At 71.8% G+C, this 21,813-nt stretch carries 22 protein-coding genes and 2 pseudogenes; 11 read left to right on the top strand and 13 right to left on the bottom strand.

The genetic code is table 11. The features are described 5' to 3' along the window. The first annotated feature begins 9 nt into the window (after window positions 1–9). From ACWC2T_RS20280 to ACWC2T_RS20295, 4 genes are all read left to right on the top strand, one after another. Window positions 10–1,098 (top strand): substrate-binding domain-containing protein, encoded by a 1,089-nt coding sequence (locus ACWC2T_RS20280; RefSeq protein WP_450671723.1) that lies wholly within the window; start codon window positions 10–12, stop codon window positions 1,096–1,098. 36 nt (window positions 1,099–1,134) lie between these two features. Further along, a complete protein-coding gene (locus ACWC2T_RS20285) occupies window positions 1,135–1,914 on the top strand; it encodes an ATP-binding cassette domain-containing protein (RefSeq protein ID WP_450671724.1) in 780 nt (259 codons plus the stop codon). A 14-nt stretch (window positions 1,915–1,928) separates the two neighbouring features. Beyond that, window positions 1,929–3,191, top strand: a complete 1,263-nt coding sequence (locus ACWC2T_RS20290) for a sugar ABC transporter permease (RefSeq protein WP_450671725.1) — start codon at window positions 1,929–1,931, stop codon at window positions 3,189–3,191. Window positions 3,192–3,279: 88 nt separating this feature from the next. Beyond that, window positions 3,280–4,347 (top strand): sugar ABC transporter substrate-binding protein, encoded by a 1,068-nt coding sequence (locus ACWC2T_RS20295; RefSeq protein WP_450671726.1) that lies wholly within the window; start codon window positions 3,280–3,282, stop codon window positions 4,345–4,347. Between the two features lie 79 nt (window positions 4,348–4,426). Here ACWC2T_RS20295 and xdhC read toward each other — a convergent pair whose 3' ends face one another. Genes xdhC through ACWC2T_RS20310 form a run of 3 tightly spaced genes read right to left on the bottom strand, consistent with a single transcriptional unit; the run spans window position 4,427 to window position 9,175 of the window. Then, window positions 4,427–5,236 (bottom strand): xanthine dehydrogenase accessory protein XdhC, encoded by an 810-nt coding sequence (gene xdhC, locus ACWC2T_RS20300; protein ID WP_450671764.1) that lies wholly within the window; start codon window positions 5,234–5,236, stop codon window positions 4,427–4,429. Between the two features lies 1 nt (window position 5,237). Beyond that, window positions 5,238–7,715, bottom strand: coding sequence for a xanthine dehydrogenase molybdopterin binding subunit (gene xdhB, locus ACWC2T_RS20305; RefSeq protein ID WP_450671727.1), 2,478 nt, complete (start codon window positions 7,713–7,715; stop codon window positions 5,238–5,240). Then, complete coding sequence (locus tag ACWC2T_RS20310) at window positions 7,712–9,175, bottom strand: xanthine dehydrogenase small subunit (RefSeq protein WP_450671728.1); 1,464 nt, start codon at window positions 9,173–9,175, stop codon at window positions 7,712–7,714. The genes xdhB and ACWC2T_RS20310 overlap by 4 nt, the downstream gene beginning before the upstream one ends. A 499-nt stretch (window positions 9,176–9,674) precedes the next feature. Between ACWC2T_RS20310 and ACWC2T_RS20315 the strand changes: the two genes are divergently transcribed. After that, on the top strand, window positions 9,675–10,310 hold the full coding sequence (locus ACWC2T_RS20315; RefSeq protein WP_450671765.1) for a DedA family protein: 636 nt from the start codon (window positions 9,675–9,677) through the stop codon (window positions 10,308–10,310). Between the two features lie 92 nt (window positions 10,311–10,402). On the opposite strand, the gene ACWC2T_RS20320 is transcribed toward ACWC2T_RS20315, so the two are convergent. From ACWC2T_RS20320 to ACWC2T_RS20335, 4 genes and pseudogenes are all read right to left on the bottom strand, one after another. Continuing rightward, window positions 10,403–10,609, bottom strand: coding sequence for an amidohydrolase family protein (locus ACWC2T_RS20320; protein ID WP_450671766.1), 207 nt, complete (start codon window positions 10,607–10,609; stop codon window positions 10,403–10,405). Between the two features lie 5 nt (window positions 10,610–10,614). Further along, complete coding sequence (locus tag ACWC2T_RS20325; RefSeq protein WP_450671767.1) at window positions 10,615–10,761, bottom strand: hypothetical protein; 147 nt, start codon at window positions 10,759–10,761, stop codon at window positions 10,615–10,617. 308 nt (window positions 10,762–11,069) lie between these two features. Next, a pseudogene (locus tag ACWC2T_RS20330) lies at window positions 11,070–11,585 on the bottom strand (DUF2625 family protein). A gap of 149 nt (window positions 11,586–11,734) precedes the next feature. Continuing rightward, a complete protein-coding gene (locus ACWC2T_RS20335; protein WP_450671729.1) occupies window positions 11,735–12,223 on the bottom strand; it encodes a hypothetical protein in 489 nt (162 codons plus the stop codon). Between ACWC2T_RS20335 and ACWC2T_RS20340 the strand changes: the two genes are divergently transcribed. The 3 genes from ACWC2T_RS20340 to ACWC2T_RS20350 all read left to right on the top strand — a co-directional run bounded on the left by ACWC2T_RS20340 (window position 12,222) and on the right by ACWC2T_RS20350 (window position 14,356). Continuing rightward, entirely contained in the window at window positions 12,222–12,554 is a 333-nt protein-coding gene (locus tag ACWC2T_RS20340) for a VOC family protein (protein WP_450671730.1), read from the top strand. The two genes, ACWC2T_RS20335 and ACWC2T_RS20340, sit on opposite strands and share 2 nt — an antisense overlap. 107 nt (window positions 12,555–12,661) lie before the next feature. Continuing rightward, window positions 12,662–13,021, top strand: coding sequence for a DUF779 domain-containing protein (locus tag ACWC2T_RS20345; RefSeq protein ID WP_450671731.1), 360 nt, complete (start codon window positions 12,662–12,664; stop codon window positions 13,019–13,021). Window positions 13,022–13,117: 96 nt separating this feature from the next. Beyond that, window positions 13,118–14,356 carry a phosphodiester glycosidase family protein gene (locus ACWC2T_RS20350; RefSeq protein ID WP_450671732.1) on the top strand — a complete coding sequence of 413 codons (1,239 nt, stop codon included), beginning with the start codon at window positions 13,118–13,120 and terminating at the stop codon, window positions 14,354–14,356. A gap of 2 nt (window positions 14,357–14,358) precedes the next feature. Here ACWC2T_RS20350 and ACWC2T_RS20355 read toward each other — a convergent pair whose 3' ends face one another. The 6 genes from ACWC2T_RS20355 to ACWC2T_RS20380 form a co-directional block, all read right to left on the bottom strand. Beyond that, window positions 14,359–14,553, bottom strand: coding sequence for a hypothetical protein (locus tag ACWC2T_RS20355; protein WP_055708577.1), 195 nt, complete (start codon window positions 14,551–14,553; stop codon window positions 14,359–14,361). Between the two features lie 103 nt (window positions 14,554–14,656). After that, window positions 14,657–15,520, bottom strand: a complete 864-nt coding sequence (locus ACWC2T_RS20360) for a phosphatidylinositol-specific phospholipase C/glycerophosphodiester phosphodiesterase family protein (protein WP_450671733.1) — start codon at window positions 15,518–15,520, stop codon at window positions 14,657–14,659. A gap of 159 nt (window positions 15,521–15,679) precedes the next feature. After that, a complete protein-coding gene (locus tag ACWC2T_RS20365; protein WP_450671734.1) occupies window positions 15,680–16,762 on the bottom strand; it encodes an acyl-CoA dehydrogenase family protein in 1,083 nt (360 codons plus the stop codon). Continuing rightward, the gene (locus ACWC2T_RS20370; protein ID WP_450671735.1) at window positions 16,759–17,940 is read right to left on the bottom strand and encodes an acyl-CoA dehydrogenase family protein; all 1,182 of its coding nucleotides are present in this window, start codon (window positions 17,938–17,940) and stop codon (window positions 16,759–16,761) included. The genes ACWC2T_RS20365 and ACWC2T_RS20370 overlap by 4 nt, the downstream gene beginning before the upstream one ends. Continuing rightward, the gene (locus ACWC2T_RS20375) at window positions 17,937–18,902 is read right to left on the bottom strand and encodes an NADPH:quinone oxidoreductase family protein (RefSeq protein WP_450671736.1); all 966 of its coding nucleotides are present in this window, start codon (window positions 18,900–18,902) and stop codon (window positions 17,937–17,939) included. The genes ACWC2T_RS20370 and ACWC2T_RS20375 overlap by 4 nt, the downstream gene beginning before the upstream one ends. Before the next feature lie 87 nt (window positions 18,903–18,989). Further along, the gene (locus ACWC2T_RS20380) at window positions 18,990–19,562 is read right to left on the bottom strand and encodes a helix-turn-helix domain-containing protein (RefSeq protein WP_450671737.1); all 573 of its coding nucleotides are present in this window, start codon (window positions 19,560–19,562) and stop codon (window positions 18,990–18,992) included. A gap of 55 nt (window positions 19,563–19,617) precedes the next feature. Between ACWC2T_RS20380 and ACWC2T_RS20385 the strand changes: the two are divergent. The 3 genes and pseudogenes from ACWC2T_RS20385 to ACWC2T_RS20395 all read left to right on the top strand — a co-directional run. Further along, window positions 19,618–19,710, top strand: a pseudogene (locus ACWC2T_RS20385) (thioredoxin reductase); the annotation flags it as partial. A gap of 67 nt (window positions 19,711–19,777) precedes the next feature. Next, a complete protein-coding gene (locus ACWC2T_RS20390) occupies window positions 19,778–21,316 on the top strand; it encodes an ATP-dependent DNA ligase (RefSeq protein ID WP_450671738.1) in 1,539 nt (512 codons plus the stop codon). After that, on the top strand, window positions 21,313–21,786 hold the full coding sequence (locus ACWC2T_RS20395) for an NUDIX domain-containing protein (protein ID WP_450671739.1): 474 nt from the start codon (window positions 21,313–21,315) through the stop codon (window positions 21,784–21,786). The genes ACWC2T_RS20390 and ACWC2T_RS20395 overlap by 4 nt, the downstream gene beginning before the upstream one ends. The last annotated feature ends 27 nt before the right edge of the window (window positions 21,787–21,813 follow it).

Below are 21,813 nucleotides of genomic sequence, written 5' to 3' on the forward strand. Positions count from 1 at the left end.
GCCTCGCGCATGAATGCCTGCGTTCGGGGCACCGCCCTTGCCCTGGCCGCGTTCGCGACGGCCGCGTCCCTCACCGCCTGCGGATCGGGCGCCGGGAACACCTCCGGCCCAGGGAGCGCGCGGAAGATCGGCGTGCTGCTGCCGGACTCCATCACCGCCCGCTGGGAGACGCAGGACAGGCCCCTGCTGGAACAGAGGATCCGGCAGCTGTGCGGCGACTGCACGATCGAGCACGCCAACGCCAAGGGTGACGTGGCCATCCAGCAGGAGCAGATGGACTCGGCGATCGCCAACGGGGTTGATGCCATCGTGCTGACGGCCGTCGATGCCAGGGCCATGCGCCCCTCGGTCGACAGAGCGGCCGCCGCGCACATCCCGGTCATCGCCTACGACCGCCTCGCCGAGGGCCCGATCTCGGGCTACGTCTCCTTCGACGGCCAGGAGGTCGGCAGGCTCCAGGGCAAGGCGCTGCTGACGGCCATGGGCGCCAAGGCGCACGCCGGCCGGATCGTGATGATGAACGGCGACCCGGCCGACCCCAACGCGCTGTCGTTCAAGCAGGGCGCCCTGTCCGAACTCCGGGGGAAGGTGACGATCGCCAAGGAGTACGACACACCCCAGTGGAGCGCGGAGGCGGCGAACCTGAACATGTCCGGGGCCATCTCCGCCCTGGGCGCCGGCAACATCAACGGCGTCTACGCCGCCAACGACAGCCTCGCCGCCGGCAGTATCACCGCCCTCAAGGCCAACAAGGTCAGCCCGCTGCCACCCGTCACCGGGCAGGACGCCGAGCTCGCAGCCGTACGGCGCATTGTCGGCGGCGACCAGTACATGACGGTCTACAAGCCGTTCGGACCCGAGGCTGCCGCCGGCGGCGCCATGGCCGTGGCCGCCGCGCGTGGTCAGCGCCTCGACGGGCTGGCCACCACGCGGGTGAAAGCCGGCGGCCGCACTGAGGTTCCGGCCGTGCTGCTCACCCCGGTGCCCGTGACTCTTGCCACCATCAAGAACACCTTGGTGAAGGAGGGCGTGTACACGCTCGCACAGATCTGCGCCCCGCCCCTCGCGGACGACTGCCACAAGGCCGGGCTGACCTGACAGGCGGGACCGGCCGGCCCCAGGCCCGGGAAGGAGATGACTCTCTTGTCGCCCCCCTTGCTCGCCCTGCACGGCGTGTGCAAGCGCTTCGGCGTCGTCGAGGTCCTCCGGGACATCGAGCTGGAGATCCACGCCGGCCAGGTCCTCGCCCTGCTCGGCGACAACGGAGCGGGCAAGTCCACCCTGGTCAAGGTGATCTCCGGGGTCGCTCCCGCGGACAAAGGGAGCATCGAGTGGGAGGGCCGGACCGTTCACATCCGGCGGCCCCAGGAAGCCCGGGACCTCGGCATCGCCACCGTCTACCAGGACCTGGCGCTGTGCGGAGGCCTCGACGTCGTCGGCAACCTCTTCCTCGGACGGGAGATCCGCAGGTTCGGCTTCCTCGACGAGGTGGAGATGGAGCGCCGCTCCATGCAGTTGCTTCAGCGCCTGACCCGGAGCGTCCCCGATCTGCGCGGTCCCGTGGTGTCACTGTCCAGCGGCCAGCGGCAGACCGTCGCCATCGCCCGCTCGCTTCTCGGCGACCCGCGCGTCCTTCTCCTGGACGAACCGACCGCGGCGCTGGGATTCGAGCAGACCACCGAGGTCCTCGACCTCGTCGACCGTCTCCGCGACCACGGCCTGGGGATCCTGCTCATCAGCCACAACATGGGTGATGTGAAGGCCCTCGCGGACCGGGCCGCCGTGCTGCGGCTCGGCCGCAACAACGGCTTCTTCGACGTGAGCACCACCTCCCAGGAGCAGATCATCTCCTGCATCACGGGCGCCACGGACAACGCGCCCCGCCGGCCGGCCCACCGCGAGGCCGAGTGGTGAAAGGGATGCGTGACATGCCGGACGAGACGCGGGCCGATCCCGCAGCAGCCACCGCAGAAGCCCGTCAGCGCCGCGCCAGGTGGGCGGCCGCCCGTGCTGTGGCGAGCTGGATCGCGGTCCGGCGGCGCAGGCTGAGCGCCGGCGAACTGGGCCACCTTCCCGTCACCCTCGTCCTCGCCGCGGTCTGGATCATCTTCCAGTGCATCAACTCCACCTTCCTCTCGCCCCGTAACCTGTCCAACCTCAGCGTGGACATCGTGGGTACGGGCCTCATCGCGGTCGGCATCGTCTTCGTGCTGCTGCTCGGTGAACTCGACCTGTCGGTCGGCTCGATCAGCGGGCTCGCCGCCGCGGTCTTCGCCGTGCTCAGCGTCAACAACGGCGTACCGGAATGGCTTGCCCTGATCGCCGCCGTGCTGACGGGCACCGTGGCGGGAACCCTCCAGGGGTACTCCGTCGCCAGGACCCGGGTGCCGGCCTTCGTGGTCACCCTCGCCGGGCTGCTGACGTGGAACGGCCTCATGCTCGCCGTCCTCGGCACCAGCGGCACCGTCAACCTCGACGAGAACGGGCTCATCGCCCACCTGACCAGCTACTACTTCACCAACGCCGCCGTCGCCTACGCGGTGGCGGCACTCGCCACCGCTCTGGTCTTCCTCGCCTCCTACCTGGACAGGCGCCGCCGCAGGGAGGTCGGCATGCCACACCGCCCGCTGCGTGCCATCGGGGTGCGCACAGCAGTGGTGGCGGTGATCGCGTTCGCCTCCGCCTACGTGCTCAACCAGTTCCAGGGCCTGCCCCTCGCTCTGCTGATCTTCCTCGCGGTGGTGGCGGGCCTCGACATCACGCTCCGGCGCACGCCCTACGGACGGCAGGTCTACGCACTGGGGAGCAGCGTCGAGGCGGCCCGTCGCGCCAGCCTCAGCGTGACCGGCGTACAGACGGCCGTGCTCGCGGTCTCCGGCACCCTGGCGGCGACCGGCGGCCTGTTCCTGGCCTCGCGCATCACGTCCGTGAGCCAGAACTCCGGCTCCGGCGTCCTGCTGCTCAACGCCATCGCCGCCGCCGTCATCGGCGGCACCAGCCTGTTCGGGGGACGCGGTACGACCTGGTCCGCAGTGCTCGGCATGCTGGTCATCCAGTCGATCGCCTCGGGCATGGCCCTCACCGACACGCCCACCGCACTCCAGCTGGTGATCACGGGCGGGGTGCTCTTCGCCGCGGTGGTCATCGACTCGCTGTCCCGGCACACGCAGCAGGCGCACGGGCGCGCCTGACCACCGTATTCGCATGTATGTTGGATTTCACAGCCAGCCCTTCCGGGGGTACACGGCAGGCGTTCCGGGACAGCGCCAGGAAGTACCGATGAGGTTCAGATCCGTCCTCTGCTCCACTGCTTCGGCCCTCTGTGCACTGGGACTGCTCAGCGCCTGCAGCGGCGACGGTGGCAGCACGACCGCGTCGAGCGGCGGCAAGCCGCTGGTCGGCGTCGACTATCCGCGCTCCGACACCGATTTCTGGAACGCGTACATCACGTACACGCCGGAGTACGCCCAGCAGCTCGGCCTCTCGCTCAGGACCACCGACTCGCAGAACGATGTCGCCAAACTCGCCGCCAACGCGCAGACGTTCATCCTCCAGGGCGTCAAGGGCATCGCGATGGCCCCGCAGAGCACATTTGCCATCGCGCCGATCCTGGCGCAGCTGCATGCGGCGAAGATCCCGGTCGTCACCATCGACACCCGCCCGGACACCGGCAAGGTCTACATGGTGGTCCGCGCCGACAACCGCGCCTACGGCGAGAAGGCATGCAAGTACCTGGGCACCAGGCTGGACGGCAAGGGCAGGGTCGTGATGCTCGAGGGCGACCTCGCATCGATCAACGGCCGTGACCGCACCGAGGGATTCGACGACTGCATGAAGAAGCACTACCCGGGCATCACGGTGTTCGGCGAGACCACCAACTGGGACGGCGCCGTCGCCGCGCAGAAGCTCCAGACCGACCTGACCGCCCACCCGGACATCAAGGGCGTCTACCTGCAGTCCAGCCTGGCCCTGTCCGGGACGCTCCACGTGCTCAGGCAGGAAGGGCTGTTGGCAGCCCCGAAGGACAGGAAACACGTGGTCGTCGTCTCCAACGACGGCATCCCCAGGGAACTGAAGGACATCTCCAGCGGCACCATCGACGCCACCGTGTCCCAGCCGGCCAACCTTTACGCCAAGTACGCCCTGTACTACCTGAAGGCCGCGATCGACGGGAAGACATTCAAGCCCGGCAGGACCGAGCACGAGAGCACCATCGTGCGGGTCCGCGACGGAATTCTGGAGGACCAGCTCTCCGCCCCCCTCGTCACCGTCGACGGCGGCACGTACGGCGGCGTCCCCAGCCTCAAGAGCACCGACACCTCGCTGTGGGGCAACAGCCTCGGCTGACACCGCGTCTGACCGAAAGGGTGCCCCGCATATGTTCGTTGACATGAGCGCGGGGCACCCTGGCGATCCGGTGGAAGAGTCAGTTCTTCTCGGTCTCGAAGGTGCGCACCAGATCGGCGGCGACGCTCAGGGCAATGATCGCGGGCTCCTTGCCCGTGATGTCGGCCAGCCCGATCGGAGTCTTGATCCGATCGATGGTGGCCTCGTCGTGACCGCCCTCGGTGGCGAGGCGTTTGCGGAACCGCACCCACTTGGCCGCCGACCCGATCAGCCCGATGGAGCCGAGATGGTTCGTGCGCAGGGCGGCGTCGCACAGAGCGGCGTCCTCGGCATGATCATGGGTCATGATCAGGACGTGGGTGCCGCGCGGCAACTCCTCCAGCACCTCCTCGGGCAACAGCGGCGTGTGATGCACGTGCACCTGCGCCACCGCATCCGCCAGCACGGCGAGCCGCTCCTCGGTGAGGACGTCGGAACGCGTGTCGATCAGATGGAGGTCGAGATCCTGACGTGCCAGGATGCGCGCCAGTTCCAGCCCGACGTGCCCGACTCCGAAGATCGCCACCGCCCGTACCACCGGCAGCGGTTCGAGCAACACCGAGACCGTCCCGCCACAGCACTGCACGCCGTGCTGGTTGGTCACCTTGTCGTTCAGGGCGAAATCGATCAGCTCCGGCTCCGGCTTGGACACGGCGATCATCTCCCGGGCCCGGTCGATCGCGACGGCCTCGACATTGCCGCCGCCGATCGAGCCCCATGTCTCGGTCTGCCCCACGACGAGTTTCGCACCTGCGTCGCGCGGGGCATGACCGCGCACGGTCGCGACGGTCACCAGCACGCCGGACTCCCGGCGTGCCCGCAACCGTGCGACCGCGGCGATCCACGTCATGTCAGGCACCGTGCAGCGCTGTTGCGTCGGCTCGGGTCTTGCCGTTGGCGGCGTGACCGTTGCCGGTGTGACCATGGGCGGCATGACCGTTGCCGCTGTGGCCGCCCGCGGCAGACCCCTTGGGGGAGTGACCGCTGCGCGAGGCATCGTCCCGGCGAGCCGCCTGGATCGCCCAGTACACCGCCTCCGGCGTTGCGGGCGAGGCCAGATCGACGCTGACCCCGCTCGGCCCGAACGCGGCGGCGGCCTGCCGCAACGCCTCGCGCACCGAGAAGGCCAGCATCAGCGGAGGCTCACCGACCGCCTTGGAGCCGTAGACCGCGCCCTCCTCGGTGGCGTTCTCCAGCAGCGTGACGTTGAACTCCTCGGGCATCTCCGAGAAGCTCGGCAGCTTGTAGGTGCTCGCCGCCTGGGTCTGCAGCCGGCCTCGGTTCGGGCCGTCGCTGGTGTCCCAGCGCAGGTCCTCGAGCGTCAGCCAGCCCGCACCCTGCACGAATCCGCCCTCGACCTGACCGATGTCGATCATCGGGGACAGGCTGTCGCCGACGTCGTGCACGATGTCCACCCGGCGGATGCGGTAGGCGCCGGTGAAGCCGTCCACCTCCACCTCGGTCGCGGCGGCGCCATGGGCGAAGTACTTGAACGGGGAGCCCCGGAACGTCTTCGCGTCCCAGTGCAGCCCCTCGGTCCGGTAGAAACCGGCCGCCGACAGCTGAACCCGCTGGAAGTACGCGGTGTGCACCAGGTCGTCCCAGGCCAGCTCCTTGTCGCTGCCGAGGGCGCGCGCGACGCCCTCGACGATGCGCACGTCGGAGGCGTTCGCACCCAGCTGGGTGGCGGCCACCTGCAGCAGCCGCTCGCGCAACTGCTCGCAGGCGTTCTTCACCGCCCCGCCGTTGAGGTCGGCCCCGGAACTGGCGGCGGTGGCCGAGGTGTTGGGCACCTTGTCGGTGCGCGTCGGGGCGAGGCGGACCTTGTGCAGCGGGATACCCAGCGTGGTCGCGGCCACCTGCAGCATCTTGGTGTGCAGGCCCTGGCCCATCTCGGTGCCGCCGTGGTTGATCAGGACGGAACCGTCCTTGTAGATCAGCACCAGCGCGCCGCCCTGGTTGAAGGCGGTGAGGTTGAACGAGATGCCGAACTTGATGCCGGTGATCGCGAGGGCCCGCTTGGTGTTCGGGTGCGCGGCGTTGAAGGCGGCGATCTCGCGCTTGCGATCGGCGATGCCGGCGGCGTCCTGAACCTGCTGCCAGACGGTGGAGATCCGTTCGGGCTGCGTGACCGGCTGTCCGTACGGCGTCGTCTGGCCCTGGCCCGGCTGGTAGAAGTTGCGTTCCCGCAGCTCCATGGGATCCAGGCCGAGCAGCGGCGCGCAGCGGCCCAGGATGTCCTCGATCACCAGCATGCCCTGCGGCCCGCCGAAGCCGCGGAAGGCCGTGTTGGAGACCGTGTTGGTCCTGGCGATGCGGCCGGCGACGCGCGCGTTGGGGATCCAGTAGGTGTTGTCGATGTGGCACAGCGCTCGGGCCAGCACCGGCTCGGACAGGTCCAGGCTCCAGCCGCCGTCCGCGGTCAGGGCGGCGTCCAGGGCCTGGATACGGCCGTCCGCGTCGAAGCCGATCTTCCAGGTGGCGTGGAAACCGTGCCGCTTGCCCGACATGGTCAGGTCCTGCGTCCGGTTGAGCCGGAACCGGACCGGCCGGCCGGTGAGCTTGGCGCCGAGCGCGGCGACGGCCGCGAACCCGTGCGGCTGCATCTCCTTGCCGCCGAAGCCGCCACCCATCCGCAGGCACTGCACGGTCACCTCGTGGGCGGGCACGCCCAGCACGTGGGAGACGATCTCCTGGGTCTCCGACGGGTGCTGGGTGCTGCTCTGGATGAACACCTGCCCGTTCTCGTCGACCTGGGCCAGCGCCGCGTGCGTCTCGAGGTAGAAGTGCTCCTGCCCGGAGAACTGGAACTCGCCGGTGAACACGTGCGCGGAGTCCGCGAAACCGGCGTCGACGTCACCATGCACCATCACGGGCCGGGCGCCGTGATAACTGCCCGCCTCGATCGCGTCCTGCAGCGTGATCAGGGAGGGCAGTTCGTCGAGCTCAACCTCGACGGCCGCCGCACCGAGCCGGGCCGCCTCCAGGGTCTCACCGAGCACCCAGGCGACCGCGTGGCCGTGGAACATGACCTCGTCGGGGAACAGCGGCTCGTCGTGCTTCATTCCGGCGTCGTTGACGCCGGGCACGTCGGCCTTGGTCAGCACGCGCACCACCCCGGGCACGGCCAGCGCGGGCTCGGTGCGCAGCGCCGTGATCCTGCCGCAGGCCTTCATGACCTGGACGGGGTAGGCGTGCAGCACGTCCTTGGTGCGATGGATCAGGTCGTCGGTGTAGAGCGCGGTGCCGGTGACATGCAGAGTGGCGCTCTCGTGCGGCATCGAAACGCCGACGACGGGATTTTCGGGGCGCTGGGACAGATGGCTCATGACGACACCGCCTCAGTGGTCTGTGCGTACAGCTTCAGCAGGCTCTGGCCGAGCATCGCGGAACGGTAGTCGGCGCTGGCGCGGTGATCGCTCATCGGCGTGCCCTGGCCCTGCAGCACCTGCGCCGCGGCCTCGACCGTCTCCGTCACCCACGGCTTGCCCTCCAGGGCCGCCTCGGTGGCGAGGGCGCGGATCGGGGTGGCGGCCACGCCGCCCAGGCCGATGCGCGCCTTGCGGACGACGCCGTCCGCGATGTCGAGCGCGAAAGCGACGGCCACGCTGGAGATGTCGTCGAAGCGCCGCTTGGCGATCTTGTGGAAGGCCGTGACGGGCGACAGTGGCAGCGGGATGCGGACCGCGCGGATCAGCTCGCCGGGACGGCGCACGCTCTGGCGGTAGCCGGTGAAGTAGTCGGCCAGCGGGACCACCCGCTCACCGTCGGCGTCGGCGAGCACCACCGACGCCTCCAGCGCGAGCAGCACGGGCGGGCTGTCACCGATGGGAGAGCCGGTACCCAGGTTGCCGCCGAAGGTCGCACTGTTGCGGATGAGCCGGGATGCGAACTGCGGGAACAGCTCTGCCAGCAGGGGGACGGCGCCGTCGAGGCGGCGTTCGATCTCGGTGAGGGTCAGCGCCGCCCCGATCTCGATGTGGTCGGACTCGACACGCAGCTCCCGCAGTTCGGGCAGCCGGTCGATGGCGACCACGCAATCCGCCCGGCGGGAACGGATGTTCACCTCGACACCCCAGTCGGTGGAGCCGGCGACCACCACGGCGTCGGGCCGCTCGCGCAGCAACCGCAGCGTCTCGGCCAGGGTGTTCCTGCGCAGGAACGCGCTGTCGCCCTGGGTGTATTCGGTGGCCACCGGTGCGGGCGGCGACTGCTCGCGGCGCTGCGCCAGCGGGTCCTCGTCGGTGGGCACACCGACGGCGAACGCGGCATCGCGGATCGGGCGGTAACCGGTGCAGCGGCACAGGTTTCCGCTCAGCGCGTGCAGGTCAAAACCGTTCGGGCCGTGCTCGGCGTCGGTGCTGTCGGCCGCGTCCGCATGCGCGCAGCGGTTCGGCCGGTAGTACTCGGCGGCCATGCTGCAGACGAACCCCGGCGTGCAGTAACCGCACTGGGAGCCGCCACGGACCGCCATCTCCTCCTGCACCGGGTGCAGGGTGGGCGGCGTACCGGGTTCGCCGGCGGTGGCGAGGCCTTCGGAGGTGACGATCTCCTGACCGTCGAGCGCCGCGACCGGGACCAGACAGGCGTTGACCGCCACCCAGTCGGTGGGCTTGTTCACCCCGGGACGCGCCACCAGGACCGAACAGGCACCGCATTCACCCTCGGCGCAGCCCTCCTTGCTGCCGGTGAGGCCACGCTCGCGCAGAAAGTCCAGCGCTGTGGTGTGCGGCGCAGCCGGTGAAATAGGCGTTTCTTCCCCGTTGACCGTGATCCGCGCCGCTACCATGACGGGCCTTCGTTCCGGTGTGTGATCGATCGATTCATCATGTTCGCCAATTTCAGGCAGCTTTCTGTGTTCAGACGCGCCAGGTGAGAGAAGCGGGCGCACAACAGCACGCGACAGCGACGTGCGGGAAGGTGATGGCGGGAATCCCCGCATGTGCCGCGGGCGGGCACATCAGAACGGCGTGCTCAGCAGCCGTGCGCGATCCGACCCGGAACCCAGACCGTGCACTGGGCGAGGCGACCGAGATCAGAGCTGGTGTACATCTGCTGGTCGCCCCCTCTCGGTCGTCATGGATCGGCTCCCGCAAGCTAGTGGCTGGCGTGACTGAGGTCAAGGGGTTCCGGCGATCTCCGCGTTCGACAGGCTCCGGACCCGGCGGCATCCGGCCCGGCGTGACCCGAGCGAGGCACGGGTACGGCCCCGGGGCGGGCGTTTTCGCGGCGGCCGGGTGATGCTGGTGAGCGAGCAGCCCTGCGAGCAAGCCGGGAGGCGGGGCCAGGTGATAGCCGTCAATCCGCTGAACAGCGCCTCGGTGCTGGCCGCCTTCGGCGCGCTCGGCGTCCTGGTGGTGATCTTCGCGGAGTCCGGTCTGCTGGTCGTCGGCTTCTTCCTGCCCGGGGACACCCTGCTGTTCCCGGCCGGTGTGCTGTGCGCCGGCAGTGCGCACCAGCCGCCCCGGCTGGCGCTCTGGCAGGTGCTGCTGTGCGCGGCGGTCGGGGCGGTGGCCGGCGGGCAGGTCGGGTATCTGATCGGGCGGCACGGCGGGCGGGCGCTGCTGGCCCGCGCCTCCAGCCGGCGGGTGAAGGCGGCGGCCGCCCGGGCCGAGGAGCTGCTGGCCCGGTACGGTTACGGAAAGGCGCTGGTCATCGGCCGGTTCGTGCCGTTGCTGCGGACGGTGCTGCACCCCGTGGCCGGGGTGCTCGACGTGCCCGTGCGCCCCTTCACCCTCTGGCAGACCGTGGGCGGGGTGGTGTGGTCGCAGCTGCTCGTCCTCGCCGGTTACACCCTCGGCACCTCCGTCCCGCACCTCGACGACTATCTGCTGCCCCTGGTCGCCGTGGTCGTCGTCCTGTCGTTGCTGCCCCTGCTGTTCGAGGCCCGCCGGACCCGCCGCGAACGGCGGGCCCGCAGCTGACCGTGCCGCTGTGCGCGGGCGGCAGCGTCGTGGCTGGTCACGCCCACGCGGCAGCCGCATGCCGCACACGGCCCCGCTCCCTTCGGGGCGATTCAGCCCCCCGTCCCCCGGTACGTCACCCGGCCCCCGACCACCGTGAGCACGACCGGCAGCCCGGCCAGACCGGTGTCGGGCACCCTCAGCGGATCGTCGGCCAGGACCGTGAGGTCGGCGCGCCGGCCGACGGCGAGGCGGCCGGCCTCGGCCTCCTCCCCCGCCGCCCACGCAGCGTTGACGGTCATGCCCTGGAGTGCCTGCAAGGCGGTCAGGGCCTGGTCGGAGCCGTGCGGCGGCAGGGAGAGGTCGGCGGGGCGGCGGTGCCGGGCGCGACGGTGCCGTCCATGAGGAGCGTCACGCCCGCCACCCGCCACAGCGCACCGCCGGTGCCCTGGAGCCGGATGAGCTCGGCCACCGCGTCGTCGGTCGCTTCGGGCCGGCACCAGGGGGCGATCCACAGCCGCAGCGGCAGCGCGTTTCTCGGCCTCCAGCGCGGTGTAGACGGCGACGAGGCTGTCGCCGTTCGCGTCCATGGCGTGGCCCCCGGTGAGGCCGGAGACGGCCATGGCCCGCAGCACCTCGGCGGTCCGGGCCCGCACCTCGGCCGCGGTGGGCCGGGGGCGACCGCCTCGACCAGTTCGCAGGCGGCGTCCTCCAGCAACAGGCCGGTGGGCCGGCCGCCGGGGTCGCAGACGATCTCGGAGCGAGCCACGGCCCGCGGCCTCACACCTCGCCGAGGAAGCCGGGGTCGGCCGGTCCGAGCTGCCGGGCGGTGTCGGCGGCGACTGCGAGGACTTCCCGCATCGCCACCGCCCGACGGCTGGTCGCGGCGAGATCCCGGTGCGCCTCCCCGGTCCACAGGGGCGGAAAGACGGTGATGCCCTGCCCGAGGTCGAGGGCCGCCGCCTCCTGACGCCGGTCCGGCCGGCGCAGCCCGTCGTAGAACCTCTCCAGCCGACCGGACAGCAGCCATCACACCCAGGCGGAGTGCCCCATGTCCAGCGCCTCCCACTTCAGGGTGCCGGGCACGAAGTACGTCATCTGTCCGGGCGCGCCCGGGCGGCCGGCGCGGGCCGGGCCCGCGCCGTTGGGGAAGAACACCCCGCCGAGCACGTCATGGCCGACGACCAGCCCGTCGGCCGGGTACCAGCCGGGGTCGGGCTCGGCGGGGAACCGTTGACCCGGCCGAGGCTCGGCAGCCCGCTCGCGATCGATCCCGCGCCGTACACCCGCACCCATCCGTCGTCCGGGACGCGCACGGGTACGGCGCTCGCGGCGAACGCCTGCCGCAGTTCCGGCCACGCCGGATCGTCCACCCGTACCAGCTCGTCGAGGTCACGCATCCGAGGACGATCGCAGGCCGGGTCCGGGGTCCGGCACCGGGCACATCAGCGGGACTTCCGGCGGTTGCGGCTCGGGCGACGCGGGCGGTGGACCGTGTCCAACTCCCCTATGGCAGCGCGGACATGGGCCGGTTCGCCCGGCCGGGCCGCCCCGGCGCACCACCAGGAAGGCTGTGCGGCGTCCTCGCTCACATGCATCCCGAGCCCGTGCAGGGTGCAGACGGGCCAGGCCTGCCACAGGCGCTCCATGACCGTCTCCTGGGCGGCCTCGGCGACGACCCGGAGGGCTCCGGCGCCGGATCCGGCCCGCCACAGGGGGTTGCCGTGCCAGTAGCCGTCCGGGAACCCGACGTGGACCCGCTCGTCCTCCTCGTCCTCGTCAAGGCCCGGGTAGGCGATGAGGCACAGCGGCCGCTGCTCGGGCAGGGTGACCGCCAGGTCCCGGTTGACCGCGGCGAGCGCCTCGTCCCAGAGCGGATGTTCGCCGGTCGTGACGAAACGCAGGTCGGGCAGGCCGAAGGGCGAAGGACTCATGGGCCCATCCTCGCAGCCGGCCGCGCTGCCGCAGAGCGCGGAGTTCTACGCAGTGCTGGGGCTGGAGGAGGTCATGGACCTCGGCTGGATCAGGACACTGGCCTGCGCCGAGAACCCGGCCGCGCAGCTCAGCCTGGTGACCGAGGACCGCACCGCGCCGGTCGTCCCGGACCTGAGCATCGAGGTCGAGAACGTGGACGCGGCGTACGCGGCGATGCGGGACCGCGGCGCGGAGATCGTGCATCCGCTGACGGACGAGGAGTGGGGCGTGCGGCGGTTCTTCGTGCGGGACCCGGACGGCCGCGTGGTGAACGTGCTCAGCCATCGCTGACCGCGCGCAGGCGGTCCGACGAGGCGTTCTGGACGGGCCGGTGACGATCCGTGAGACTGGACCGGGTCCGGCGTCCCGCGCCCCGGCCCTTCAGGAGGGTGTGACCCATGGCTGAGGAAACCCCGCGCGTCGAACTCACTCCCGAGGCCGCGGACCTGGTGCGGCGGCTGCACGCCGAGCACGGTCCGCTGATGTTCCACCAGTCCGGCGGCTGCTGCGACGGCAGCGCACCCATGTGCTACCCGGACGGCGAGTTCCGCACCGGCGGCTCGGACGTGCTGCTGGCGGAGCTGACCGTTGACGGCGTGGCCGAGCCCGTCACCTTCTGGATGTCCCGGAGCCAGTACGAGGCGTGGAGCCACACCCGGCTGATCGTGGACGTCGTACCCGGACGGGGCAGCGGCTTCTCCCTGGAAGCACCCGAGGGGGTACGTTTTCTCACCCGTTCTCGCGTAGTCGACGCCTAGTCGGCCCGGCGGTCGCCGCCCTCTGGTCCACTGCCCCTGAAGACCCGTACGACAGGCCGTACGGCAGGGACAGTTGACGAGCCATCAGGGGGCACGGTGATCAGACGTCGCAGGCGTTCGGCAGCGGGCAGAGCGGTACTCACGGTTGTCACGGCGTTCGGTGTGCTGGCCGGTGCGGCCCTGGCGGGGGCGGCACCGGCCGGTGCCGTACCGGACGGCAGACGCATCGCGCCGGGTGTCACCTACCGGCAGTTCGACGTCGACGCGGCCGCGGGCCGGGCACACGCCCATCTGGTCACGGTCGACCTGGCGGATCCGCACGTCCGTGTGGACCTGCTGTACCCGGGCGCGGTGGCGGCGCGGGCCACCGTCTCGGGGATGGCGGACTCGGCCGGGGCGGTCGCGGGGGTCAACGGTGACTTCTTCGACATCAGCGAGACCCAGCACCCGGGCGTGGAGGCCACCGGCGCGAGCGTCGGACCGGCGATCGCGGACGGGCAGGCACTCAAGGCCGCGGTGCCGAACGGGCAGCGCTTCGGGCCCGCCCTGCCGCCGGGCGCCGGCACGCAGGACGTCTTCGGTGTGGGCACCGACCGGCGGGCCCGGCTGGACCGCCTCTCGCTCGCCGGCAGCGTGCGCACCGCGGACGGCACGTTCCCGTTGAAGGGCCTCAACCAGTACGCGCTTCCGGAGAACTCCGTCGGCGCCTTCACCGCACGCTGGGGCAGCGCCTCCCGGATGCGGGCCGTGTGCGGCACGGACACCCAGCGGTCGGCACCGTGCAGCACCGACACCTACGAGGTGCGGGTGCGGGGCGGCCGGGTGGTCTCCGCCTCGGACACCCCGGGCAGCGGCACGATTCCGTCGGGCACCACGGTCCTGGTGGGCCGCGAGGAGGGCGCGCAGCGGCTGCGCAAGCTCTCCGTCGGGGATGCGGTGAGCGTGACGCACAGCCTGGTGGGGGCCTCGTCCGGGGTGCCGTACGCCTTCGCGATCGGCGGCTTCCCGGTCCTTGAGGGCGGCGTGGCGCGGTCCGGGCTGGACGACACCACCTCGGCGGTGCGCACGGTCGTGGGCTTCCGGGACGGCGGCCGGCAGCTGCTGATCCTGGCGCTGGACGGGGCCGCCGCCTACCGGACCGGCATGACGGTCGCGGAGGAGGCCCGCACCATGCGCTCGCTGGGCGCGTCCGACGCGTTCAACCTCGACGGCGGCGGCTCGTCGGAGCTGGTCACCCGTGACGACGGGGCGAGCGCCGTGACGGTCCGCAACCACCCGAGCACCGGCGCCGAGCGCCCCGTGGCGAACGGCATCGGGGTGTTCTCGGCCGGCTGAACTCAGGGCCGCAGACTGCTCACCAGGTCGGCGGTCGTCATGAGCCCGCTGTGGATGGTGGGCGCCATGCTCGTGCCGGCCAGGAAGAAGCCGAGCAGCATGCAGACCAGGGCGTGGGAGATCTTCAGCGAGCAGTTGCGAATGAAGATCACGGCCAGGATCAGGAGCAGCACGACCGCAGAGACGGGAATGACCACCAGGAACCTCCTCCGCCACGCCCCTTGAGTGGCGTTCCGGCCGCAAGTGTGGCGTAGCGGAGGGTTCGTCCGGGTGGCTGACGTGTCCCCCAAACGTGTGGTGTCACGCGGTGGGGCGGGCGTCCAGGAAGTTCTCCAGTCCGGCCAGGTCGTCGGTGTTCAGATAGTCGACACCAGCGCCGAGCAGTTCCGTCCACAGGGCGTCGCGGGCCGGGCCCGCGGCGTCCGGAGTGGCCCAGAACCGCACCTGCTGCCCGCGCTCGTGCGCTGCCGCGGTGATGTCCCGCAGCTTCTGCCGCTCGGCCTCGGGGAAGGTGCCCTCGCCCGACCAGGTGAAGTTCTGCGTCCAGTTGTCGCTGATCAGCGGGATGAAGGTGGCCGGGGCGGTGCCGCCGAGATCGGTGAGCCGGCCGTCGTAGAAGGCGCGCCGCTCCTTTTGCGCCGCCATGGGGATGCGGGCGGCGCGGTCGCCGGAGACGACGGCGGTGACCGGCCCTGGGTGCACCCGGCCGTGCGCGTACCGGGTGAACAGGTGCGGGTGGCGGCGCAGATGGCGGTCGAGTTCGAGGTACGTCGAGGAACCCTCGGTCTTGATGTCGATCAGCAGGTGCAGCGGCCTGCGCCAGCCCCGGTACACCGAACCGTGACCCGCCCGGACCAGGGCGGCGAGCGGGTCGAGGTAGAGGGATTCGAGGGTGCGGGACGGGTCCAGCTCGGAGCTGTCGTGCCCGACGAGGAGCTGGTCGCCGACGAGGAAGATGTCGGCCTCGACGCTGTTGAAGCGGTGGTCGAGCGCGTCGAACAGCGGCCTGGGGTGCTCGTAGTCGTTGTGGGCGTGCGCGTTCCACAGCGGGTGCGGACCGCGCTGCGAGGTGCCCGCCCGGGCCGGCGACGCGGGCAGGGCGACCGCGCCGGCGAGGGCGGCGCCGAGGGTGGTGAGGGCTCTGCGACGGGTGGTGAGGGCCATGCGCTGCCTCCCTTGGGGTGCCGGATGGAACCGAAGGGAGTATGCGTGCCCTGTCGTCGAAGTAGCCCTGGCTCGCGGGGAGTTGGCGCGTTGTTCACCTCTGCGGAGGGAGCGCGCGGAGAAGCCCGCCCCGGGGGGGCGGGCTTCACACGGGTGGCGTCAGGGTGCCTGGAGGTCGACCAGTTCGGCCAGTGCCTCCCGGTGGGCGCCCGCCGTGCCGTAGGCGATCGAGTCCGCCTTGGCCCGCTTCAGGTACAGGTGGATCGGGTGCTCCCAGGTCATGCCGATCCCGGCGTGCAGTTGCAGCGCCTCCTCGGCGGCGTGGACGGCGACGGGCGCGGCGTACGCCTGCGCGACGGCGACCGAGACGTCCGTATCCTCACCGGAGGCCAACGCGTCGGCCGAGGCCCGCGCGGCGGCCCGCAGGTTCACGACCTCCAGCCACAGCTGGGCGAGCCGGTGCTTGAGCGCCTGGAACCCGCCGACCGGGCGGTTGAACTGCTTGCGCTCCTTCAGATAGCGGACGGTCTCGGTCAACGCCCAGTCGGCGAGGCCCAGTTGCTCGGAGGCCAGCAGCCCTGCGGCGGCGCGCAGGGCGCGCCGTACGGCGGGTTCGGCGTCGCCGACGCGGCGGCCGGGGGCGCCCTCCAGCCGTACCGTCGCCAGCGGGCGGGTCAGGTCCAGGGAGACCTGCGGGGTGACGGTCGCGGCGTCCGCGGCCACGGCGTACAGGCCGCCGTCGTCGGCCGGGACGAGCAGGACGTCCGCGACGGCCGCGTCGGCGACACCTGTCAACTCGCCGTGCAGTACGCCGTTCTCGACTCGTACGGCCTTGACCTCGGCGCCGGGAGCCAGGTGCAGGCCGACCGCGAGGGCGCCGATGGTGCGCCCGGAGGCCAGCTGTCCCAGCAGTTCCTCGTCAGCGCAGGCCAGCAGGGCCTCGGTGGCCACGACCGCGCTGGTGAGATACGGCACCGGTGCCACCGCCCGCCCCAGCTCCTCCAGGACGACGGCGGCCTCACGGGCGGAGGCGCCCTGGCCGCCCTGCTCCTCGGGCACCAGGAGCCCGGCCAGGCCCATGCTCTCGGCGAGGGACTTCCACAGGGCGAGGTCGTGCGAGGTGTCCGACTCGACGCGGGCGATGACGTCCGCCGGCGCGCAGTGGTCCGTGAGGAGGTCGCGGACGGCGGCGCGCAGCGCCTCTTCCTCCTCGGAGTACAGCAGGTCCGGCGCTTTCGTCATCGGGCCAGGTCCTTCCATGCGACGTCCTTGTCGGTGCGCGGCTCGGCGGGCAGGCCGAGGACCCGCTCGGCGACGATGTTCAGCAGGACCTCGCTGGTCCCGCCCTCGATGCTGTTGCCCTTGGCGCGCAGGTAGCGGTAGCCGGCGTCCCGGCCGGTGAAGTCGACGAGTTCGGGACGGCGCATGGTCCAGTCGTCGTACAACAGGCCTTCGTCCGCCCTGAGTTCGACCTCCAGGCCGCTGATCTCCTGGTTGAGGCGGGCGAAGGCGAGCTTCATGCCGGCGCCCTCGGGGCCCGGCTGTCCGGCGACGAGCTGCTGGCGCAGGCGTTCGGCGGTGAGCCGGGAGACCTCGGACTCGACCCACAGCTTCAGCAGCCGCTGGTGCAGGTCGTGGGTGCGCAGCTCGGGGCGTTCGCGCCAGGTCTTCGCGACCGGGCCGATCATGCCGCCCTCGCGCGGGAGCCGCATGCCGCCGATGGCCACGCGTTCGTTGTTGAGCGTGGTCTGCGCGACCCGCCAGCCGTCGCCGACCTCGCCGAGGCGCCGCGAGTCGGGGATGCGGACGTCGGTGAGGAAGACCTCGTTGAACTCGGCCTCGCCGGTGATCTGGCGCAGCGGCCGGACCTCGACACCGGGGTCGGTCATGTCGCACAGGAAGTAGGTGATGCCCGCGTGCTTGGGCAGGTTCGGGTCGGTGCGGGCGATGAGGATGGCCCAGCGGGCGTTGTGCGCGCCGGATGTCCAGACCTTCTGCCCGTTGACCACCCAGTCCTCGCCCTCCCGTACGGCCCGGGTGCCGAGGGCGGCCAGGTCGGAGCCGGCGCCGGGCTCGCTGAACAGCTGGCACCAGACCTCCTCGCCCGTCCACAGCGGCCGCAGGAAGCGCTGCTTCTGCTCCTCGGTGCCGTACTTGAGGATCGTCGGCGCGGCCATGCCGAGCCCGATGCCGTTGCGGCGCGCGTCGTTGTCGGGGGCGCCGGCGGCCTCCAGCTCGGCGTCCACGACGACCTGGAGGTGGCGGGGTGCGCCCAGTCCACCGAGGCCTTCCGGGTAGTGGACCCAGGCGAGACCGGCGTCGAAGCGGGCGCGCAGGAAGTCGAGGCGGTCGGTGCTCGCGGGGGGACGCCGGTCCAGCAACTCCCGTGTGCGGCGGCGCAGTTCCTCGGCGTCGGTCATGCTGCTCCCTCCATCACCACGGCGATCCGACCGGTGGAGAGGCCGTCCGCCACCTTCTGCACGGCCGCGGCCGCCTCGCCCAGCGGCACCCGCTCGCTCACCAGCGGCTTGATCGCGCCCCGGGCGGCCAGTTCGGTCAGTTCCTCGTGACAGCGCAGGACGAGCTCGGGGTTCTTGGTGTTGTACAGACCCCAGTGCAGGCCGAGGATCGAGTAGTTCTTCACCAGCGCGTGGTTGAGGGCCGGGCTGGGGATGGCGCCGCTCGCGAAGCCGACGACGACGATCCGGCCCTCGAAGGCGACGAGCTTGGCGGACTGGGCGTAGGCCTCGCCGCCGACGGGGTCGTAGATCACATCTGCGCCCCGGCCGCCGGTGGCCTCCTTCACGGCGGCGATCACGTCGTCGGAGCGGCGGTCGACCACCGCGTCACAGCCGAGCTCGCGGGCCACGGCGGCCTTGTCCGCGCCGCCGACGACACCGATCACGGTGGCGCCGGCCGCCTTGCCCAGCTGCACGGCCGCGCTGCCGACACCGCCGGCGGCGGCGTGCACGAGCAGGGTCTCGCCCGCCTCCAGACGGGCCCGGCGGTGCAGGCCGAACCAGCCGGTCTGGTAGCCGATGTGCAGGGCTGCGGCCTCGGCGTCGTCCAGCGCCTCGGGCGCGGGCAGCAGGGCGCGGGCGTCGGCGAGGGCGTACTCGGCGAAACCGCCGTACGGCAGCACGGGGTTGGCGATCACCCGGCGGCCGTCCTCGGTCTCGCCGCAGATCTCCACGCCGGGCGTGAACGGCAGCGGCGGGCGCACCTGGTACTGGCCCCGGCACAGCAGCGCGTCCGGGAAGTTGATGTTGGCGGCGCGCACGCGCAGGCGCACCTGTCCGTCCCCGGGCGTGGGCGGGTCCACCTGAGCCAGGCGCATCACCTCGCTCGGCTCGCCGTTCTCGTGCACGTGCCATGCCTGCATGCGGGGCCTCCACGGGACTGCTTCGTCTGACCGGGTTCCGATCGCATACTAAGCGGTCGCTTGCCGATCAGGGAACAGTCGGCCGTGTCACTTCCGCCTCGGGCGGGCCCGCACATGCATCCGCTCCCCCTGCGGCCCGAACAGACTGAGGAACTCCACCGGCCCCTCCCCCGTCGACCCGAACCAGTGCGGCACCCGCGTGTCGAACTCGGCGGCCTCCCCGGCCGACAGCACGACGTCGTGTTCGCCGAGGACCAGCCGCAGCCGGCCCGAGAGGACATAGAGCCACTCGTAGCCCTCGTGGGTGCGCGGCTCCGGTTCGAGCCTGCGCTTCGGTTCCAGCACCTTGAAGGCCTGGAGGCCGCCGGGCTGGCGGGTCAGCGGCCAGTGGGTGCGCCCGTCCCGCACGATCGGCTCGGACCGCACCCGCGGGTCCCCCACCGGCGGCGCGCCGACCAGCTCGTCCAGCGGCACCTGGTGGGCCTGGGCGATCGGCAGCAGCAGTTCCAGGCTGGGTTTGCGCAGGCCGGACTCCAGGCGGGACAGGGTGCTGACGGAGATGCCGGTGGCCTCGGACAGCGCGGCCAGGGTCACCTCCCGGTCCTTGCGGATGCGGCGCAGCCGGGGGCCCACTTCGGCCAGTACGTCGTCCGTGCTCATGGCCCCTATTGCAGGAACGGCAAAGACGTTTGTCAATCCCGCAGGGATCCGGCGACGGACGGTCCCCGGCAACGACCTGCTCCTGAGGCTGGGCGCCGAGATGCGCGAGACGCCGTTCGGCGCCTACCCGGTGATCGACGAGCGGGGAGCTGCTGATGGCCGACCTCGACTCCGTCCGGGTGTGGCCGCCGCACCCCCGGTGCCACCATGACTGCATGCTGCTCATCCGCCTCGCCCAGGTGTCCCGGGACGTCGCCGCCACGGCGGCCCGGTCGCGCAAGACGGCGCTGCTCGCGGAGTTGTTCCGGGAGGCGGAGGCGGACGACGTGCCGATCGTCATCCCGTATCTGGCCGGGCGGCTGCCGCAGGGACGGCTCGGCGTCGGCTGGAAGGTGCTGAGCCGGCCGGTGCCGCCGGCCGGCGAGCCCTCGCTCACGGTCCGCGAGGTCGACGCCCTGCTCACCGACCTGGGCAAGGTGTCCGGGCCGGGGTCGCAGGCGGAGCGGGTCCGGCTCGTCGGCGAGCTGATGGGCGCGGCCACGGAGGAGGAGCGGCGGTTCCTGCTCGGCCTGCTCACCGGCGAGGTGCGGCAGGGCGCGCTGGACGCGGTCGCGGTGGAGGGCCTCGCCCGGGCGACGGGCGCCGACCCTGCCGCCGTACGCCGGGCGGTGATGCTCGCCGGGTCGCTGCAGACGGTCGCCGAGGCTCTGCTCGGCGAGGGGCCCGGCGCGCTGGAGAGATTCCGGCTCACCGTGGGCCGCCCGGTGCTGCCGATGCTGGCGCACAGCGCGTCCTCGGTGGCCGAGGCGGTGGAGAAGCTGGGCGCCTGCGCGGTGGAGGAGAAGCTGGACGGCATCCGGGTGCAGGTGCACCGGGACGGCGACACGGTCCGGGTGCACACCCGCACCCTGGACGACATCACCGGCAGGCTGCCCGAAGTGACCGCCGCCGCACGGGAGTTGCGGGGCGAGCGGTTCATCCTGGACGGGGAGGTGATCTCCTTCGACGCGGCCGGGCGGCCACGGTCCTTCCAGGAGACGGCGGGCCGGGTCGGCTCCCGGACGAACGTGGCGCGGGCGGCCGGGGAGGTCCCGGTCTCCCCCGTCTTCTTCGACGTGCTGTCGGTCGACGGCACCGATCTGCTGGACCTGCCCTTCGCCGAGCGGCACGCCCAGCTGGCCCGGCTGGTGCCCGAGCCGATGCGGGTGCGCCGCACGGTCGCCTCCGGGCCGGGGGACACCGCGGAGGCGGAGCGGTTCCTCGCCGAGACCCTGGCCCGTGGACACGAGGGCGTGGTGGTCAAGGCGCTGGACGCGCCCTACAGCGCGGGCCGGCGCGGCACCGCCTGGCTGAAGGTCAAGCCCGTCCACACCCTCGACCTGGTCGTGCTGGCGGCCGAGTGGGGTCACGGCCGCCGTACGGGCAAGCTCTCCAACCTGCACCTCGGCGCCCGCACCCCGGACGGGGGCTTCGCCATGCTCGGCAAGACCTTCAAGGGCATGACCGACGCGATGCTCTCCTGGCAGACCGAGCGACTGCGCGAGCTGGCCGTGGAGGACGACGGCTGGGTGGTCCGGGTACGCCCCGCACTCGTCGTGGAGATCGCCTACGACGGCCTGCAGCGCTCCACCCGCTACCCGGCCGGCGTCACCCTCCGCTTCGCCCGTGTGGTCCGCTACCGCGAGGACAAGCGCCCCGAGGACGCCGATACCGTGGAGGCCCTGCTGGCGGCCCATCCGGAGGTCAGGCCATGACGGTGCGGGCGACGAAGCGCAGCGCGGGACTGCTGTTGTTCCGGCACACCGATGAGGGACTTGAGGTACTGCTCGGCCACATGGGTGGTCCGCTGTGGGCGAAGAAGGACGCCGGGGCGTGGACCGTCCCCAAGGGCGAGTACGACCCCGACGAGCCCGCCTGGGAGGCCGCCCGGCGTGAGTTCCGGGAGGAACTGGGGCTGGCGCCGCCCGACGGGAAGGCCGTACCGCTGGGCGAGGTGGTGCAACGCAACGGCAAGGTCGTCACGGCGTGGGCCGTCGAGGCCGACCCGGACCTGAGCGGTTTCCGCCCCGGCACCTTCGCCATGGAGTGGCCGCCGCGGTCCGGCCGGGTGCAGGAGTTCCCGGAGCTGGACCGCGTGGAGTGGCTCGGCGTGGACCGGGCCCGGGAGCTGATCATCGCGGCACAGACCGCGTTTCTCGACCGGCTGGCGGAGCACTCGGCCTGAAGGGACGCCACGCGTTGCGTACGGCCG

This window comes from Streptomyces sp. NPDC001393, assembly GCF_053597455.1.